Here is a 17,384-nt window from a genome sequence, read left to right as displayed (position 1 = left end):
TCTGACCAGGTATGAGCTCGATGGCGATCGCCGTTCTCGATCCCTTGCGCTTTCGTCGTCTTTTTCCTTCAAGGCTTTCCCCCAAGAAACTTCATCCTCGTTCGTGAGTGTCTTCCGACCGCGTCAGGAAGACGTCAGGAAGCACGTGCAGGCATCAGATGCCTAGTTCCTCGGCCTCAAAGAGTCTCCGGCGGGCGTCAGGGAGGCGTCAGCACAACATCGAGGCATAGCCATCCGTCAATAGACCACTCATCCTCCGTGCCCTCGGCAGGGTTCAGGCGGCTAGTGCGTGCTAAAGTAATTGCCCAATCTGACAAGTTTCTTCTCGTGTTTTCTACCTCTGCAACCGGTCTCTCTTCCCGCTGGCCCCGCCTGGAAAGCAGCCGGTGAAACGCCTCGAGATTCGCCTGCTCGGCGGGTTCGAAGCCAAACTGACCGACCGGCCCGTTCAGCGGTTTGAATCACAGAAGGTCCGAGCGCTGCTCGCCTACCTCGCCCTGCATCGAGACCGGTCGCTCAACAGGGATCACCTGGCCGGACTGTTCTGGCCGGAACGAACCGACGAGGCTTCCCGGCGGAATCTCCGCCAGGCGCTCTACAACATTCGGATCGCTCTCGGAAACGATGACGAGAACGTTGCGGCTCTCGACACCGACCAGAGCCAGGTCCGGCTGAATCCCGATCTCGAGTGTTGGATCGACGTCGTCGAGTTCAAGGACCGCATCCGCCGTGGGCTTTCCGAGTCTGGGGCGGATCCGCTCCACCTCCGAGAGGCCGTGCGCCTCTACAAAGGCGATCTGTTGGCCGGGTTCTTTCTGCGCGGCTGCGTGGAGTTCGAGGAGTGGCTGGTGACTCGCCAGGAACAGACTCGGGAAGAGGCACTTCAGGCTTTCCGAGAGCTGGTTCGTGCCTATCTCGCTCGCGGCGAACACCGCTTCGGCATTCAATACGCCAAGCGTCTACTGGCCATCGATCCGCTCTCCGAAGAGACGCACCAGCAACTGATGCGCCTCTACACGATGGCCGGCCGACGCAATCGCGCCCTCGCCCAGTACGAGCAGCTTCTCAATCTGCTACAAACCGAGCTGGGTGTGGATCCGGTCGAAGACACCACCGATCTTTACCGCTCAATTCTGCTGCAGAGCGGAGCCGACGAAGAGACCACGGACCGGGAAGAGAGCACCCCCCCCATCATCCCCTTGATCGGACGCGGAGATCATTTCGACATCCTGCAGGCGTCCTGGAGCCGTGTCATCGACGGCCAGGGGCAATTCTCCGTGGTCACCGGAGAGAGCGGCGTCGGGAAGAGCCGGCTAGTCAAGTCCTTTGTCGATAGCGCCAGCTCGATGCGCAACGCCGTGGTCCTGAGAGGACGGTCCTACGCTTCGGCCCCCCTTGTCGCTTACCGGCCGATCGCCGAGGCCATCCGCTCCGTGTTCGTCGATCTGCTGGCCGACGAGCCCGAAGGCGCCAGCCGGCTCGAACCGCAGGTGCTGGCCGACCTGGCACTGCTCTGCCCCGAGCTACCCAAACTGACGGCGACCACGCTCGACATCGAGATCAATCCCGGCCTGGGCAGGACCGAACGCCTGGCAGCCTCCTTCCTCGAGCTGATCGACGTCTTGCTCCAGCCTGCGCAGGGTGAAACGAGGCCCATCATCTTCCTGCTCGAAGACGTCCAGTGGGCGGACGAAGCCACATTGGCACTCCTCGACTTCCTGGCCAAAAACCTCGCGAGCCGCTCGATCTGGGTGCTGGCCACCAGCCGAGACAGCGACAAGATCGCCGAGTCGCTCGCGGCCCTGGGAGATTCGGGCGTCGGTATCCCCCTGACACGACTCGATTCGAAGCAGGTGGAGGAGATCGCCAAGTCGCTGGTCGATCTCGCCAGCGCGCCGGTGCTTGCCGACTATCTTTGGCGCAGCGGACAGGGCCTTCCGCTCGCGATCGCGGAGCTCGTCAACCTGCTCTGGGACGAGAAGATCTTGATCCAGCTTGCTCCCGGACACTGGGCGCTGCGCGCGGATCCAGGCGCCATCGAACCTCCGGAGGAGATCGGCGAGTTGATCAACCGTCGTTTCCAAGGGCTGCCGAACTCCGCGAGACGACTCATCTCGCTAGCGGCCATTCTCGGCCACCAGTTCGATGTCGAGGTCCTCACCCGAGCGGCCGACGAACACCTGACAGTGGTCGAAACCGCGATCGAGCTTTCCCTCGAGCGCTGGCTCATCCGGCAGTTCCCCCAGTCGTGGGCCCAGGCCGGCCCGGAGAGAGACATCGTCCTGTGGGCCCACGGTGCGCGGCGAGGCTTCTTCGAGTTCGCCCACCGAGCGATTCGCAGTTCGATCCTCGACCACATCAACCCACTGCGCAGAGGCTTCATGCACGGCGAGGCCGCCCGGGCGTTACTCCGGCGCCACAGCGCGGACCCCGGTTTCGTCAGCGAGGAATTGGCCTTCCACCTGCTCGAATCAGGGAACGAGGCCGAGGCCCTGCCCTGGCTGGAGCACTCCGCCGAAAAGGCCGCTCGCTCGGGCGCCGAAGCCATCGAGCGTTTCTATGCCGAAAGCGCCAAGACAGTACGCAAGCGCTCCGCCAAAGGCGGGGCGAAACGCGACCGCCGCCATCGAATAGTCACGATGCGCCGCGAGAGCCCGCCGCGGGAATAGGTCCGGAAAGGCGCTTACCGCCTGGAAGGGCCCAGGCCCAGGGTCGCGCGGATCACGTGCTTGGCAACCTCCGGATTCTCCCGCAGCCGCCGCGTCGAGTACGGGTACCAATCTGCGCCATAGGGCACATAGATCCGCAACTTGTGGCCCCGCTCGAGGAGGATGGCCCGGAGCTCTTCGTCAACGCCGAGCAACATTTGGAACTCGTAGTCTTCCGAGGTTGATGCGAGGCGGTCGATCAGGATCTCGGCTTCACAAACGAGATGCTCATCGTGGGTCGCGATGCCGACATAGACGTTGTTGCGCAGCAACTTCTCGAGAGCCGCCGTGAAGTTGGCCCGAACCGTTTCGTAGCCCTTCCAGGCAAGAGGCCGGGGCTCGATGTAGATCCCCTTGCACAGCCGCACGTTGGGCTTGACGGCCGGCAGTCGCTCTATGTCGTCAAGCGTTCGGCGCATGTAGGACTGCAGAACCACGCCCAGGTTGCTGTGCTCGGAGTGAACCGCCCGGTAAATCCTGAGCGTCGCGTCGGTGCAGGACGAATCCTCCATATCGATGCGCACGAAATTGCTCCACCGGGCTGCCGCGGCAGCGATTCGCGCGACGTTCTCCCGACAGAAGTCCTCGTCGATCTTCAACCCCAGGAGAGTCAGCTTGATCGAGACGTTGGCGTCGAGCTGGTCGCGTCCGATGTCCTCGAACAAGCCGATGTACTCGGCCACGGCGGCCTCGGCCTTGGAACGCTCCGTGACTTCTTCGCCGAGCAGATCCAACGTCGCGCAGGCACCGGTCTCGTTCAGCACCTTGACAGCCGCCAGAGCCTCTTCGCGAGTCTCCCCGGCAACATATCGGCTCGCGACCCACCCGACCAGGAACTTCGGGATCAGTGGCAGGGTCGCGACGATCAGCCGGCTGGTGAAACTCAACTGCTTGGCCCGTTCTCGCCGAAGCGCCTCAGAGAGTGGACGCTGGTACGCCGTCCTGAGGATCCTGCCCGGCGACATCGGAGCCGTTGCCGTTGACCCAGCGCACGGACTTCGAGCACGGACAGACACCGCCCACGCGGGTCAGCGTCGGCATCTCTCGTGAGGCGTCAACGACGCTGGTTTCGCCCGAATGGACCCGGGTCAGCAGGTCGACGTAGTGCTTGAAGTCGCGACCGGCCCTGTAGGCGTCCGGGAGATGCCGGGTCAGATGGCCCAGGTATGCATCGACGTCGTCGAAAGTCTCGCCATCGCGACCCACGAGCTCGAATGCGGGGACTCCGCGACGGCGGAAGAACCTCGTGTCGGGTAGATGCACCAGATCCTCGAAGGCGATGCCCCGCTCGGTCCCTCGATTCTCGAGGACCTTGTCCAGCACCTTCTGGGAGTCGCCGGGCGAGAGCTCCGGTAGCCGGGCTCGCACGAACCTGACATTCAAGTCCCGGACGACCTTCGCGACCTCCTCGACATAGGCGACCTGCGCCTCTCCGTTCTTCATCGGCTTGAGGCCGAACCGGACATTCGTGCCGCCGCCGCGCTCGTCGCCGAACATCTCCAAGCCGCGAGGGAACCATTTGTTGAAGGCCTTCTGAATATCCGCGGAGCTGACGCAGAACGATCCGCGCGCGGCCTTCTCCATGTAGCGCCTGAGAGGTACGACCCCAGCGGCGAGATGAAAGGCCTCCTCGCGCAACATCTGCGGCATGCTCTCGGCCATCGGCTGGTAGGAGCTCACCTTCTGCATCGCGAGTTGGAACTTGCCCACTCGATCGATCAACGCACAGAAGGTCACGTTGTCGACAAAGGAATCGAAGTCGATATTGAACGCGCCCAGAATGTGCGAGCCGGTCCGCATCGAGAGAATCTGCTCCACCATGTCCTCCTCGGACACGTCCGAGGCACCCGACCAGTCATCCTCTAGGAGCAGATGAATCATCTGGTAGCCGTGGCGCAGTTCCTCGGCCATCATGCGCAGAATCCAGACCTGTTCCTCTTCTTCCTGCGCTCGAGCCAGAGTCAGTTGATGCTGCTGAATCGACCCGAATTCGGTCGAGGCCTGAGCTCTGATCGCGCCCAAAACGTGGCCCGACTGCTTGGGATGCATTTTGCCAGCCCGCTCGAACTTGGCTTGGCCTTCCAGGTCTCCGCACTCGATCTTGTTGCACATGCCTAGCTCGCGATAGGCGCAGAGCTTGAATTCCGGATCGCGCGGAAAGTACTTGTCCCAGCTCTCGATCAGGAAATCGTAATCGGGAAGGTAGCGCTCGCTCCACTTGACGATCGCCTGATGGTACTTCTTGGGTAACTCGACTTGTCGCGTCGACATGATGCCTCTTCCGTGTCCTTGCCTCAGAGCTTCTTGATGAACGGCCGCAGCGTGGCCGCTTCGAAGCCCAGGGCGGTAAAGAAATCCCCGATGCCTGCCATTTCATCGTCCACGAGCGTACGTACGCTCTTGGCGCCCAGAGCGCCGAACTTGGCGAGAACTCGCTCGGCCAAGCGCCGACCGATGGCGTTTCCGCGATAGTCGGGATCGACACCCAGCACCTCGATCCAGCCGGTCGGCTCTTCCAAGCCGAACTCACCCGAGCGAACCTCACCGAGCATGAAACCCACGACCTTGCCGTCGGCCTCGGCGACCGTCGAGCTCTCCGGGTCACGCCTGAGGTAGTAGCCAAGGCGGCGCTCCCAGACCGCGGGCCGGTAGGTCCCGCCGAGCTTCTCGTCCAGGGCGGTGATATCCCCGATGTCCGTGTCCTCCAGCGCGCGGATTCGCACTTCGACCTTACTCATCGCTCAGAGTCTCTGCTCCACTTCGTCTGGAATTGCCGAACGGGCGCGAGCTGACAATCAGCTCCCATGTGGGATCGACGCCCGCGCGATTGTATCGACCCCAAAACGGCGCTGGCAAGGTGAAGTCAGCGACGACTCTCGGCTCGTCAACCACGCCGCACTAAACCCCGACTCAGCTCAGTGACTCGGCTCGCACCGCACAGGCCCATCACAGTATCGAGCTCTCGTCGCAAGATCGCGAACACGCTCTCGACTCCGGCCTGGCCATCCATCCAGCATCGCGCTCTCGCTCTCCCCACAGCTGAGCATCGACGGTGAGCACCAACGCCTCGCAGCCGGCCTCCTCCGCGCGCTTCACCAACGCGCGGGTCGCGCCACGATCACGGTAGATGTAGAGCTGGAACCAAACCGGCGTGGTCGCCGCGGCCGTGATCTCCTCAATCGGCCGATTGGACAAGGTCGAAACGATCATGATCGTGCCGGACCGACCCGCTGCCTTGGCCGTCGCCACTTCGCCCTCCGGGCTGGCCATCGACTGAAACGCGGTCGGCGCCACCAAGATCGGCAGATCGATCGCGGAGCCCAGCACCGTTGTGCTCAGATCTCGGCTCGACACCTCGCGCAGCACCCGGTAGCACAGGCGAATCCGATCGTAGGCGCGGTGGTTCTCGCGCAACGTGATCTCGTCATAGGAGCCACCCGCGTAGTAGTCGAAGGTGGGCTCCTCGAGGCGGCGGCGAGCGGCCTCTCGATAGTCGCCCAGATTGAGCAGGATCGAGTCGGCAGCACCGCGACCGGTCACGCGCTTGCTGCCGCGGACACTTGCTCGTGGGCGTGATAACTGCTTCGCACCAGAGGGCCCGACTCACAATGCAAGAACCCGATCTCGAGCGCCCGCGCCCGGTAGGAGGCGAACTCGTCAGGATGGACCCAGCGATGGACCGGCAGGTGCTTGGCGGTCGGCTGCATGTACTGCCCAATGGTCAGGATCTCGACGCCGGCCTTGTGAATATCGAACAGTGTCTGAACGACCTCTTCCGGCGCCTCGCCGATTCCGACCATGATTCCGGTCTTCACCCGACCCGAGTATTCGCCGCGATTCCTTCGGCCGGCTGCCTCTGAGAGAAGTTGGAGCGACCGCTCATAACTGCTCCCCGGTCTGGCCTTCCGATACATGCTCGGTACGGTCTCGACATTGTGAGAGAAGACCTCCGGCTTCGCTGCCAGAACGACATCGAGCGCTTCAGGGACGCCTCGGAAATCCGGGGTCAAGACCTCCACAGCGATACCCGGATCGCTGGCGTGAATCGCTCGAATCACGTCGGCGAAATGACCGGCTCCCCCGTCGGCCAAGTCATCGCGATCGACGGAGGTAATGACGGCATGGCGCAAGCCCATGCTGCTTACGGCCGCGGCGACGTTGGTGGGCTCGTCCGGATCCACGCCCGGGTTCGGCCGGCCTGTCGTGACCGAGCAGAAGCCGCAACTGCGAGTGCAGATATCACCCAGAATCATGAACGTCGCCGTGCCGTGCTCACCCCAACATTCGTAGATGTTCGGGCACCGAGCCTCCTCGCAAACCGTGTTGAGTTTAAGGCCGTCGACGAGCTTGCGCACATCGTGATACCTCTCGGGCGTCGAGAGTCGAATGCGAAGCCAGGAGGGTCTGCCACCGCGCCCGGAAGTGACAGCCGAGTCCGGACGCTCGGGCGATTCGCCGATCTGTACGAGTCCGCTCATCAGGTTCGCGAGTCTATCGTGCCGGGATTCCGCGCCTCACGCCGTCGGTGGAGTGGGCTCGGCCTCTGATTACCGCCATAGGGCGGTATCTGGCCACGATCCCGCCGTATGGGCTACGCGTTGACGGCCCATTGAGCCAAGTCCTCGGAAACCGGGGCGGCCTCCAGAGAACGCTCGAAGACCCGGGCAAACTCGCCGGCGCAAATCGTGCCGACCTCTTCGGGAGGCGGAGCCTCACCGATCTCGGCCTGGATAGAGGTCATCTCGACATCCGACAGGCCGCACGGAACGATCCCCTGGAATAGCGACAGATCGGTCGAAACGTTAAGAGCAAAACCGTGGGTCGTAATCCAGCGACTCAAGTGCACCCCGATCGAAGCGATCTTCCTTTCTCCGACCCAAACTCCGATGGTCTCGGAATCGCCGCCCCCTCGGGCCGAAATGCCCAGGTGGGCCAGCGTACCGATCAAGACCGCCTGTAGATCGGCAACATAGCGCCGGACGTCGCGACGATCCGGATTCAGGTCCACAATCGGGTAGCCGACGAGCTGACCCGGCCCGTGATAGGTGACTTTCCCCCCGCGATCGGTCTCGGCGACCTCGATTCCGAGACTGCTCCTGCCCGGCTCGTCCAGCAGTACGTCATCCGGCGTCGCCGAGCGTCCCATCGTGTAGACGTGCGGGTGCTCGAGCAGGAGGAGGTGATCGGGCTGTTCGCCTCGCCGAATTGCGGCGCGAATCCGGTCCTGAAGCGCAAGCGATTCGGCGTAGCTCACCAGGCCCAGAAAAGCCCAGCGCAACGGCCTGAAATGCCCTTGCCCGTCCACCCGTACATTGTAGCGCTGAAAAAACTTCGGCGGATTTGTCAGGAATCGCCACCCGAGCGGCAACTCAATCAGTAGAGGCGAACGAAACGGGCTATTGGAGGCTGGTTGCGATTCGCACTGACAGGGAGTTCGAAATGAAGAGTATCCGCAAAAGCAGCCGCATCCTGGGAGTCATCGCCTTGACGCTGGTTTGTTTCACCTTCGCAGCGGCACCGGCATCGGCCTTTTTCGAGCAAGGGATCGATCCCGGAACCGACATGGAAAAGTCGTTCGGAAGCCGAGTCTCCATGGCCCTCTCCAGTCTCGGAGACGGCTTCTTCGACTTCCTGCAGAAGCTCGGCGTGATCTGGGCCCAGGATGGCGCGCGCGTCGACCCCTGTGAAGAGGACGGATCGTGTTGACGTAGCGGTCGGGAGACGATCTTCGGTGGTGTTCCAGTAGCTATTGGGACACCACCGACCCGCGGCTTGGTTAGACAGTCCTCGCCCACCGGTGGTAGCTTTGGGCTAGGCCATCGGTATGGGTGAATCTGTATCTTCCGACGTTTCCAACCTCCCCGAGTCCCGAGCCCGCGAGTTTCTGGACGACTTCCGAGTTGACGCTCGCAAGGTCCTGGCGCGTTTCCGGATCCCGGCGCAGGACGCGGAGGACTTGCTGCAGGACGTTCTCCTGCTCTATTTGACCAAGAAACCCGCAGCGTCGTGCGTAGAAGGCTGGCTTCAGTGGACTTTGAAACACCGCTGTCTGGTCTATTGGCGCGAACGGCGACGCCGGTTCTACAGCAGCATGGACTCGGCCCTCCTCGAGGCGCTGGCCGAGCCCACCGCGCCCTGCCAGGAGCACCGGGTCTTTCTCAGGGACGTAGTCAGTCGCCTGGAACAGCTGCCCCACAAATGCGCCAGCCTGCTCAAGCTCCGTTACCAGTCGGATTTCAAGCCCTCCCAGCTGGCCGATCTGCTGGGTTACAGCCGCACGGGCATCTACAAGACGCTCGAGCGCTGTCTGGCGGCGCTGAGCAAGAGTCTGCTCGTGACTCGTCGGAGGCGTGCCTAGATGTCACCGCACCCATCGGCGCAGCGATTAGAGCTTTTCATGACCGGTGAGTTGGCGGCCGAGGAGAACCGATCGATCGTGCGCCATCTGGTCGCGGGCTGTTCGGAATGCGGCGAAACCACCTCTCACCTATGGGAGGTTCTGGTCACCGGGCGGCAAGCTCCCAAGCCCGAGCCCGACGAATACGAGGCAGCCTTCGACCGGGCCTGGGCCCGTGCTGCCGAGACCCACGACCAGCTGCAACACGAGCAGGAGCTGGCTGCATCGCTCTGCGAAGAGTTGCTCGAGCTCGCGCCCCAGCAACAACAACTCCGGGTTCGCAATGACGAGCGGTTCCAGACCTTGGCGTTCTCCGAAGCCCTGATCGCGGCCTCGGAGCGCAGCACCTGGGACGACGCGGCTACGGCCTGCCACCTGGCGAATCTGGCGCGCGAGATCACCGACCATCTGGATGCGGGTCGATACGGTCTGGCGATGGTGGCGGATGCGCGAGCCGAAGCCTGGGGCACCTATGCCGGCGCTTTGCGTGTGTCGTCAGACTACGGGGGTGCGGAGAGCGCGCTCCGAACGGCTCGCGCCTACTTAGAAGAAGGTACTGGGAGGCCGACCGAAAAGGCCAAATACCTGAACTCGCTCGCAAAACTCTTGACTGCGAAGCGGCGTACGGACGAATCTCTCGTCATCTTGACGCAGCTCGAGGCGATCTACTCCAAACTCGGCGACTTTCACATGGTGGGGCGCGTGCTGCTCGATAAGGCCTTTGCGTTCGGCAAGAAGAGAAAGCCTGAGCGAGAGATCGAACTCTTGACCCGAGCCTTAGAGCTGCTAGACCCGGCGCGGGACCCGCGACGCCAACTTAACGCGCTCCACAACCTCGTGGCTGCTCTGATCGATGCCGGCAGGACGGACGAAGCCGACCGCAACGTGATCAAGCTGCGCCGGCTGTACGCCGAGCAGGGTGGTCGGCTGAGTCTACTGCGCTTCCGCTGGCTGGAGGGCCGTCTGGCCTACGCCAAGAGCGATCTCTACGAGGCAGAGCGCGTTTTTACCGAAGTCCGGAATACATTCATCGATCTCGAGATCGGGATCGACGCCGCGCTGGCCTCGTTGGAACTCGCTGAGGTGCTCTGGCAACAGGGCCAGGCTCGACAAGCGCAGGAGCGGCTGAAAGAGGCCATTCCGATTCTCGAAGCTCTCGCCGTGCACCCGGAAGCGCTCGCGGCACTCGCCTTTCTCGAGCAGGCTGTGCTCACACAGGTCGCCGGCAGCGAGCTCATTCGGCAGACCGCGGCTTTCATCCAGCGCGTACAACGCGATCCCACGATCCGTTTTCGAGCCGCCGACCTCACCGCTCGGTAGAGCGGCTGGTCACTGCTCAGATAAACGGGTCCAGCTCGCTCCAGGTCTCCTCCGCCAAGGTTCGCTTGACGTCGTTCATGAAGTGATCGGCGTCGGCGCCGTCTACCAGCCGATGATCGTAGGTAATCGCGAAGTAGGACATCGGCTTGATCGCGATGATGTCGTTGCCTTCTCGGTCGGTGTCTACAACCGGTCTCTTCTCGATCACGCCAAGACCGAGGATCGCGACCTGAGGTTGGTTGATGATCGGCATGCCGAACAGGCTGCCGAAGACGCCGGGGTTGGTCACAGTGAAGGTACCGTTCTGCACCTCGTGCGGCTGCAGCTTCTTTGTCCTTGCTCTAGCCGCCAGATCGTTCGCAGCTTTGGCCAGCCCCACGAGATTGAGTTGATCCGCATTCCGGATTACGGGCACGATGAGCCCCCAGTCCAGGGCGACCGCCATGCCGAGATTGATGTCCTTCTTGAAGACGATGTTGGTGCCGTCGATCGACGCGTTGAGCTTCGGGTTGGACTTGAGCGCGCTCGCCACCGCGGTAAAAATGAACGGCATATAAGTGAGCTTGGTTCCGTGAGCCGCGGCGAAGCCCGCCTTCGCCCGGTCTCGGGTTCTGGCCACTCGGGCGAGGTCCATCTGAAAAACTGTCGTCACGTGGGCCGAGGTCGCTTTCGAGTAAGACATGTGCGCCGCAGTGATCTGACGGATCCTGCTCATCGGGGCGATCTCGACGTTGTCGCCCTCGCTGTAGGGCGCCACCGAGAAAGTGCCGGGGTCGCGCCGCATGGGAGTGACGATTTGAGCCGGCGGGGCGCTGGCGGGCGGCGAAGGTACGGCGCTGGCCGCGAACGGCTCTTCCTCGGCCTCGGCCGGCAAGCCGGCGTTTTCGAGATACCCTTCTAGGTCCCGTTTCGTCACCCGGCCGTGAATCCCGGTTCCCTCTACTCTCGACAGGTCCACCTGGGCCTCGGCCGCCATCTTGCGAACGAGTGGGCTCGAGAACGCCCTCACCCGCTCGGCGTCGCCACCGGCAGGCGCGGCGCCGGATTCGGCGCTGGCCGAAAGGCTCGCCGCCGACTCCTGGGGTCTCTCCTCCGGAGTCCCAGGAAGCGGCACCCGGAGCGCGGCTTCCTTTGCCCCGAGGTCCGCAGCAGCAGGCATCTCGCCGAGCTCACCCGGTTCGCCAAGCCGTGCCACGATGTCGTTGACGGGCACCGTCGCGCCCTCGTCGAACTTGATCTCGAGTAGTACCCCATCGGCGGGGCTGGGGATCTCGGCGTCGACCTTGTCCGTCGATATTTCGAACAGCGGTTGGTCGCGCTCGACCCTGTCGCCTACCTTGACCAGCCAGCGGGTGATCGTCCCTTCGGCGATCGACTCCCCCATCTGGGGCATGATGACTTCGGTTGCCATACGGTTCTCCTGATCGAATCGTCGTTAGATATGGATTGCGTGCCCGGCCGCGGCGTGTGCCGCCTCGGCCATCGCTTCCGACAGCGTCGGATGGGCATGAATCGTCCGGAACAAGTCCTCGGTAGTCGACTCGATCTTGAGCGCCACGCAGGCTTCGGCAATGAGATCGGTCGCCTTGGGGCCGATGATGTGCACGCCCAATAGCTCGTCGTGCCTGGTTTCGCGGACGACCTTGACGAACCCGGACGTCTTACCCTCGATCGCAGCTTTGCCCGAGGCCGAGAATGGGAACTTCCCAACGGCAACGTCAAAGCCTCGCTCCCGGGCCTCCGCTTCGGTCAAGCCCACGCTCCCCACCTCGGGCTCACAGTAGGTCACCGAGGGCACCTGGTCGTAGTTGAGGGGGTAGGTCTTCTCGCCGGCCATGTGCTCGGCCGCCAGGATCCCCTCCGCCGAGGCAACGTGAGCGAGCCAGGGCGTCGCCACGACGTCGCCGATCGCGTAGATGTGCGGCACACTCGACTGCATGTGCTCGTTCACCTCGACGTAGCCCTTCGCCGTTGCCACTGCGGCCCCTTCCAGCCCGATACCGTGGGTTACCGGCGCTCGACCGATGGCGACGAGCAGCATCTCGGCGGCCAGCGATTCCGTGCTGCCGTTCTTGTCTAGCAGCACGGACACCCCGCCGGAACCGGGCTCGGTGCCGGCGAGCTTGGTATCGGTCTTGATCTTGATCCCCCTCTTCTTGAAAGAGCGCGCCAGCTCTTTGGACACCTCTTCGTCCTCGAGCGGCAAGATCCGGGGCAACATCTCTACGAGCGTGACTTCCGAGCCAAAGGAACGAAAGATCGAGGCGAACTCGCTGCCCACCGCTCCCGAGCCGATGACCGCCAGCGAGGCCGGCACCCGGTCGACGTTGAGGATGTGATCCGAATTCAACAAGCGGATGCCATCGGTCGGCGCCATCGGTACCTCACGCGGTACCGAACCCGTGGCGATCAACACGAACCGAGCCCAGAGAGTGCGCATCGCACCGTCACTCCCGCGCACCTCGACTCGTGTCGGGGCTACCAGACGGCCAAAACCATGAATGCCTTCGATCTTGTTCTTCTTGAACAGATAGTCGATGCCGCTCGCGTTCTTGTCCACTACGCCCCGCTTGTAGCTTTGCGCCTTGTCGAGATCGAGGACCGCGCTGCTCACTGCCACGCCGAACTTCCCGGCTTCGCGCGCCTGATCCAGAACCGACGCCGTATGGAGTAACGCCTTGGTCGGAATGCATCCGCGATGCAGGCAGGTGCCGCCAAAGCTCGGGTCTTTCTCGACGACCGCCACGCTCAGGCCCAGCTGGGCTGCCCGGATCGCAGCCACGTAGCCGCCGGGACCGCTCCCGAGCACTACTAGGTCCTTTTCATCAGACATGGTCCTCCTTCATACCGCTACGGGCTCCGCCACAAACCGGCCGGGCTTCTCTTCGACAAGTTTTCCACAAGCCACGTCGGGGTCGTGCTCGAAGAAGCAAATCCAGCCTTCCGAGTGCGCTCGCGGCAGCCAAAGCTGCTTGTTCGCGAGAGTCTCGAGCGGGTAGAGATCGTAGCCCATGATCCAGGGATACGGGAGGTGGTGCGTCGTCGGCACCAGATCCGCCCAGTACACTGCTGTCGACCCCTTCGACTCGATCAGGACAACGCACATATCGGCATTGTGACCGCTCGCTTTGATCGCCCGCAGGCCGGGCACCGGCTCGGCGCGCCCCTCGAACTCGCGCATGACTCCGGCGTCGACCAGAATCTCCCAGTTCCGCTCGTCGTAGCTGGCCCGATCTCTGAGCGTGGGATTGCAGGCATGGGCAAGCTCGCCGGCTTCGACCCAGTAGATCGCGTTCGGAAAGGTCGGCACGATCTCGCCGTCCAAGAAGCGCGTATTCCAGCCACAATGATCGAAATGCAGGTGGGTGAGGACAACATGGCGGATGTCCTCGAGCGCGAACCCACGCGCCCGTATCGCATCCGGGAGCCTGCTATCGGCCTCCCGCATACCGAACATGTCGCGGAACTTGGCGTCGTTCTTGTCACCGATCCCCGTGTCGACCAGGACGACGCCGTCCGGCGATTCGACCAGCAGACAGTTCGTTGTCATCCTGATGCGGTTCAACTCGTCGGGTGGGGACCTCTGCTCCCAGAGAACCCGCGGCACGACGCCGAACATGGCGCCGCCGTCCAGCCGGAATCCGCCATCGCTGACGACATGCAATTGCATCTCCCCCAAGCGCATAGGGCCGGCAGTCTACCTGAACTGAACACACTGTTTGACCCGTACCTTGGAGGACGGGACAATAGAAACCACGGCGATGCATGAACCGAATGGCCCCGGCCGAGAAGAGAGCTCCGCGCCAGGCGGCGTAGGCCCCAGCGCGACCGCGACCGGCGACGGAGTAGCGCTGGTGCTGACCGGCGGAGGTGCTCGCGCGGCCTATCAGGTGGGTTTTCTTCGGTGCCTCGCCCAGCACATGCCGGACGCGAAGCTACCGATCATCACCGGCGTCTCGGCGGGCGCCATCAATGCCGTCTACCTGGCCGCACACCAAGGAACCCTGGGCGAGGCGGCGGAGGGTCTCGAGAGCCTGTGGGCGAATCTCGATCCCGACCACATCTACCGGGTGGGAACGATCCCGCTCCTATCCAACATTGTGCGCTGGAGTGTGACGCTCTTCTCGGGAGGCGCCCGTGCGGTTCCGGAGCCTCAGAGCGTCCTCGACGTGTCCCCATTGCGCGAGCTCCTGCAGCGCACCCTTGCGACCGAGCACGGCGGGATCACCGGCGTCGAGCAGAACCTCGAAGCCGGCAAGCTCGAGGCTCTGGCGCTCTCGACTCTCAAGTACTCGACCGGGCAAACAGTGACCTGGGTCCAAGGCCGAAGCTTCCATGCCTGGGAGCGGCCTCTGCGACTCGGTGTGAATACCAAGATCAACCTGGACCACGTCATGGCTTCGGCCGCTCTGCCACTGATGTTCCCAGCGGTCAAGATCGGAGATAGCTGGTTCGGTGACGGCGGAATCCGCCTCGCGGCTCCGCTGGCGCCGGCGATTCACCTTGGAGCCCGCAAGATCCTCGCGATCGCGACGCGTCAGCGCAAGAGCGTCGCCGAAGCCAGCAAACCCACCTTCAGCGGCTACCCGCCCCCGGCCCAGGTGGCCGGCACCATGCTCAACGCGGCGTTTCTGGATGCCATTGATCAAGACGCCGAGAACCTCCGGCGGATCAACCGAATGCTCGACCACATTCCCGAAGGAGAGTACGGCGACTTTCGCCCCATCAAGACCCTGGTACTGCGACCGTCCCGGGATCTCGGCGAGCTCGCGGCGGAGTTCGAAGCCAGGCTCCCGGGCGCCTTTCGTTTCTTGACCCGCGGCTGGGGCACCCGCGAGACCCGAAGCCCCGACTTTCTCAGTCTCCTGATGTTCCAGAGTGACTACTTGAGCGAGCTCATGGCCATCGGCCAACGTGACGCCGAGGCCCGGCTCGGCGAGATCCAGGAGCTCTTCGCTCCGGCTGCCCAAAGCACACCTTCGCTCGACCCCGAATCCACTCCAAAGCTGGCGTCCTAGACGTCCGGCTGCTCCAGGACTCCGAGGCTTCGACAGCCGGCATTCGAGTGCTCCTTTGCGTGACTCGGTCTGGAGCCGATCTCGACCTTGGCGCCGCTCGAGCCTTTCGGCTCATGCGATCCGGCGGGCTCTTGGAGAGATCGAAGTCGGGTTCCGTTTCAAGAATCCGAAGCGCTGAGAAAAACCGGTTCGGCAGGCGACCGACCAGGGGGCTCGCCGCAAGCGCACGCGAGATCGAATCGGAGGCCTCCGTCGGTTCGCGCGTAGCCGTCGCCGATGGCGCAGCCGAGGGCCAGACCACCGCAGGTCTCCTTGCCCGAGGCGTCCCCTGGCCGGATGCGCTGCCGATCGGCGCCAAAGCGCTAGATCGGCATCTGGCTTCCCGAATCAAGCTACGGTGACGTCCTCGCACAGATAGACGTCCTGAATCGCGTTGAGCAGCTCCACGCCCTCGGACATCGGTTTCTGGAAGGCCTTGCGCCCCGAGATCAGCCCCGTTCCGCCACCACGCTTGTTGACCACCGCGGTACGCACCGCTTCGGCCAGGTCGCTCCCCCCGCTCGAGGCACCGCCGGAGTTGATCAGCCCGACCCGCCCCATGTAGCAATTGGCGACCTGCCAGCGCACCCAGTCGATCGGGTGATCCGGCGCCAGATCGCTGTATACGAGGTCGTGGGTCTTGCCGAATCCGATCGCCGGGTATCCGCCGTTATTGGTCGGAAGCTTCTGCTTGACGATGTCGGCCTCGATCGTGGCTCCTATGTGGTTGGCCTGGCCGGTGAGGTCGGCCGCCGCGTGGTAGTCGACACCGTCCTTCTTGAAAGCCGAGTTGCGCAAGTAGCACCAGAGAATGGTCGCCATTCCCAGTTCGTGGGCGCGAGCGAAGGCCTCGGCGATCTCGACCAGATCGGCATTGCCGTCTTCTGATCCGAAGTAGATCGTGGCCCCTACGGCAGCGGCCCCGAGATCCCAGGCCTGTTCGACCTGGGCGAACTCGATCTGGCGGAAAGTGGTCGGATACGTCAACAGCTCGTTGTGGTTCAGCTTGACCACAAACGGGATCTTGTGCGCGTACTTGCGCGCCATCGAGCCGAGCACGCCAAGAGTCGAGGCAACGGCATTGCAGCCACCTTCGATCGCCAGGCGAACGATGTTCTCGGGGTCGAAGTACTCGGGATTGGGCGCAAAGGACGCGGCCCCTGAATGCTCTATGCCCTGGTCCACGGGCAGGATCGAGAGGTAGCCACTGCTCGCCAGCCGGCCATGGTTGAAGAGCCGGTGCAGGTTGACCAGGACACCGGGCTTGCGGTCGGAGCCCGTCCACACCCGATCAATGTGGTCGGGTCCCGGCATTTGCAGGCTCGCCTTCGGAATCCCCTTGCAAGTGTGTGCCAACAGGTCGCCGGCCTCGGCGCCCAGATGCTCTTGAATCTTGTCAATGCTCGACATTTGTTTCCTCCTTTTTCGCCTGCTCAGAATATCCCGGAGCGCAGCGAAGTGCGAGGGCCCGCGGATCAATCGTGCGCTTCGGCGCCGATCGGCAGAGCCTCTGGCCAGGGGACGCCTCGGGAGAAGAGGCCTGCGGTGGTCTGGCCCTCGGCTGCGCCATCGGCGACGGCTACGCGCAAACCGACGGAGGACTCCGACTCGATCTCCCGTGCGCTTGCGGCGAGCCCCCTGGGCGAATTCCCTGCCGAACCGCCTTGCCTCGGCGCTCCGTTCGGGACGAGATCGGAGTCAGACTCTTCGATCGGGCCTGTCGTTCCGACGTATGAGCGGACCCCTGGCGGGGTGAGGATTTCCTCGGCCATCGGCCACGGCCGAGGAATGACACGAGTTGAAGATCTCTCCCCGAACGCGCCCACGCGCATTGGGCGCGTCCGGAGCTCTTGTCGGGCGCAGCGTTCGAGTCGGAGCCGAGGATCCACCGGGTCGAGAGAG

At 63.4% G+C, this 17,384-nt stretch carries 15 protein-coding genes; 5 read left to right on the top strand and 10 right to left on the bottom strand.

All coding sequences use genetic code 11. The features are described 5' to 3' along the window. Positions 1–386: 386 nt before the first annotated feature. The gene (locus GY769_17480) at positions 387–2,669 is read left to right on the top strand and encodes an AAA family ATPase (GenBank protein ID MCP4203712.1); all 2,283 of its coding nucleotides are present in this window, start codon (positions 387–389) and stop codon (positions 2,667–2,669) included. A gap of 14 nt (positions 2,670–2,683) precedes the next feature. Here GY769_17480 and GY769_17475 read toward each other — a convergent pair whose 3' ends face one another. From GY769_17475 to lipB, 6 genes are all read right to left on the bottom strand, one after another. Continuing rightward, entirely contained in the window at positions 2,684–3,673 is a 990-nt protein-coding gene (locus GY769_17475) for a proline dehydrogenase (GenBank protein ID MCP4203711.1), read from the bottom strand. Then, entirely contained in the window at positions 3,624–4,979 is a 1,356-nt protein-coding gene (locus GY769_17470) for a hypothetical protein (protein ID MCP4203710.1), read from the bottom strand. Before GY769_17470 ends, GY769_17475 begins: the two co-directional genes overlap by 50 nt. A 23-nt stretch (positions 4,980–5,002) precedes the next feature. Beyond that, entirely contained in the window at positions 5,003–5,446 is a 444-nt protein-coding gene (locus tag GY769_17465; protein MCP4203709.1) for a GNAT family N-acetyltransferase, read from the bottom strand. A 208-nt stretch (positions 5,447–5,654) separates the two neighbouring features. Beyond that, the gene (locus GY769_17460) at positions 5,655–6,221 is read right to left on the bottom strand and encodes an alpha-hydroxy-acid oxidizing protein (protein MCP4203708.1); all 567 of its coding nucleotides are present in this window, start codon (positions 6,219–6,221) and stop codon (positions 5,655–5,657) included. 23 nt (positions 6,222–6,244) lie between these two features. Then, positions 6,245–7,186 carry a lipoyl synthase gene (gene lipA, locus GY769_17455; protein ID MCP4203707.1) on the bottom strand — a complete coding sequence of 314 codons (942 nt, stop codon included), beginning with the start codon at positions 7,184–7,186 and terminating at the stop codon, positions 6,245–6,247. A 113-nt stretch (positions 7,187–7,299) separates the two neighbouring features. Beyond that, positions 7,300–8,013, bottom strand: a complete 714-nt coding sequence (gene lipB / locus GY769_17450) for a lipoyl(octanoyl) transferase LipB (GenBank protein ID MCP4203706.1) — start codon at positions 8,011–8,013, stop codon at positions 7,300–7,302. A 134-nt stretch (positions 8,014–8,147) separates the two neighbouring features. Here lipB and GY769_17445 point away from each other — a divergent pair, with 134 nt between their 5' ends. From GY769_17445 to GY769_17435, 3 genes are all read left to right on the top strand, one after another. Then, a complete protein-coding gene (locus tag GY769_17445; GenBank protein ID MCP4203705.1) occupies positions 8,148–8,414 on the top strand; it encodes a hypothetical protein in 267 nt (88 codons plus the stop codon). A 118-nt stretch (positions 8,415–8,532) separates the two neighbouring features. Next, positions 8,533–9,066, top strand: coding sequence for a sigma-70 family RNA polymerase sigma factor (locus GY769_17440; protein MCP4203704.1), 534 nt, complete (start codon positions 8,533–8,535; stop codon positions 9,064–9,066). 39 nt (positions 9,067–9,105) lie between these two features. After that, the gene (locus GY769_17435; GenBank protein ID MCP4203703.1) at positions 9,106–10,425 is read left to right on the top strand and encodes a hypothetical protein; all 1,320 of its coding nucleotides are present in this window, start codon (positions 9,106–9,108) and stop codon (positions 10,423–10,425) included. A gap of 16 nt (positions 10,426–10,441) precedes the next feature. Here the strand turns inward: GY769_17435 and sucB are convergent, their stop codons facing one another. From sucB to GY769_17420, 3 genes are read right to left on the bottom strand one after another with little or no spacing between them, the layout of a single operon-like run. Beyond that, on the bottom strand, positions 10,442–11,836 hold the full coding sequence (gene sucB / locus GY769_17430) for a 2-oxoglutarate dehydrogenase, E2 component, dihydrolipoamide succinyltransferase (protein MCP4203702.1): 1,395 nt from the start codon (positions 11,834–11,836) through the stop codon (positions 10,442–10,444). 24 nt (positions 11,837–11,860) lie between these two features. Beyond that, positions 11,861–13,258, bottom strand: coding sequence for a dihydrolipoyl dehydrogenase (gene lpdA / locus GY769_17425; protein ID MCP4203701.1), 1,398 nt, complete (start codon positions 13,256–13,258; stop codon positions 11,861–11,863). Positions 13,259–13,267: 9 nt separating this feature from the next. Next, entirely contained in the window at positions 13,268–14,095 is an 828-nt protein-coding gene (locus GY769_17420; protein MCP4203700.1) for an MBL fold metallo-hydrolase, read from the bottom strand. 91 nt (positions 14,096–14,186) lie between these two features. Here GY769_17420 and GY769_17415 point away from each other — a divergent pair, with 91 nt between their 5' ends. Then, the gene (locus GY769_17415) at positions 14,187–15,443 is read left to right on the top strand and encodes a patatin (GenBank protein ID MCP4203699.1); all 1,257 of its coding nucleotides are present in this window, start codon (positions 14,187–14,189) and stop codon (positions 15,441–15,443) included. A 387-nt stretch (positions 15,444–15,830) separates the two neighbouring features. Here GY769_17415 and GY769_17410 read toward each other — a convergent pair whose 3' ends face one another. Beyond that, the gene (locus GY769_17410; protein MCP4203698.1) at positions 15,831–16,892 is read right to left on the bottom strand and encodes a class I fructose-bisphosphate aldolase; all 1,062 of its coding nucleotides are present in this window, start codon (positions 16,890–16,892) and stop codon (positions 15,831–15,833) included. Positions 16,893–17,384 lie beyond the last annotated feature (492 nt).

The sequence above is a fragment of the bacterium genome, from assembly GCA_024224155.1.
GTDB lineage: Bacteria > Acidobacteriota > Thermoanaerobaculia > Multivoradales > JAHEKO01 > CALZIK01.
Note: the sequence above shows the minus strand (reverse complement) of the source record. Positions and strands in the feature narration are given on the sequence as shown.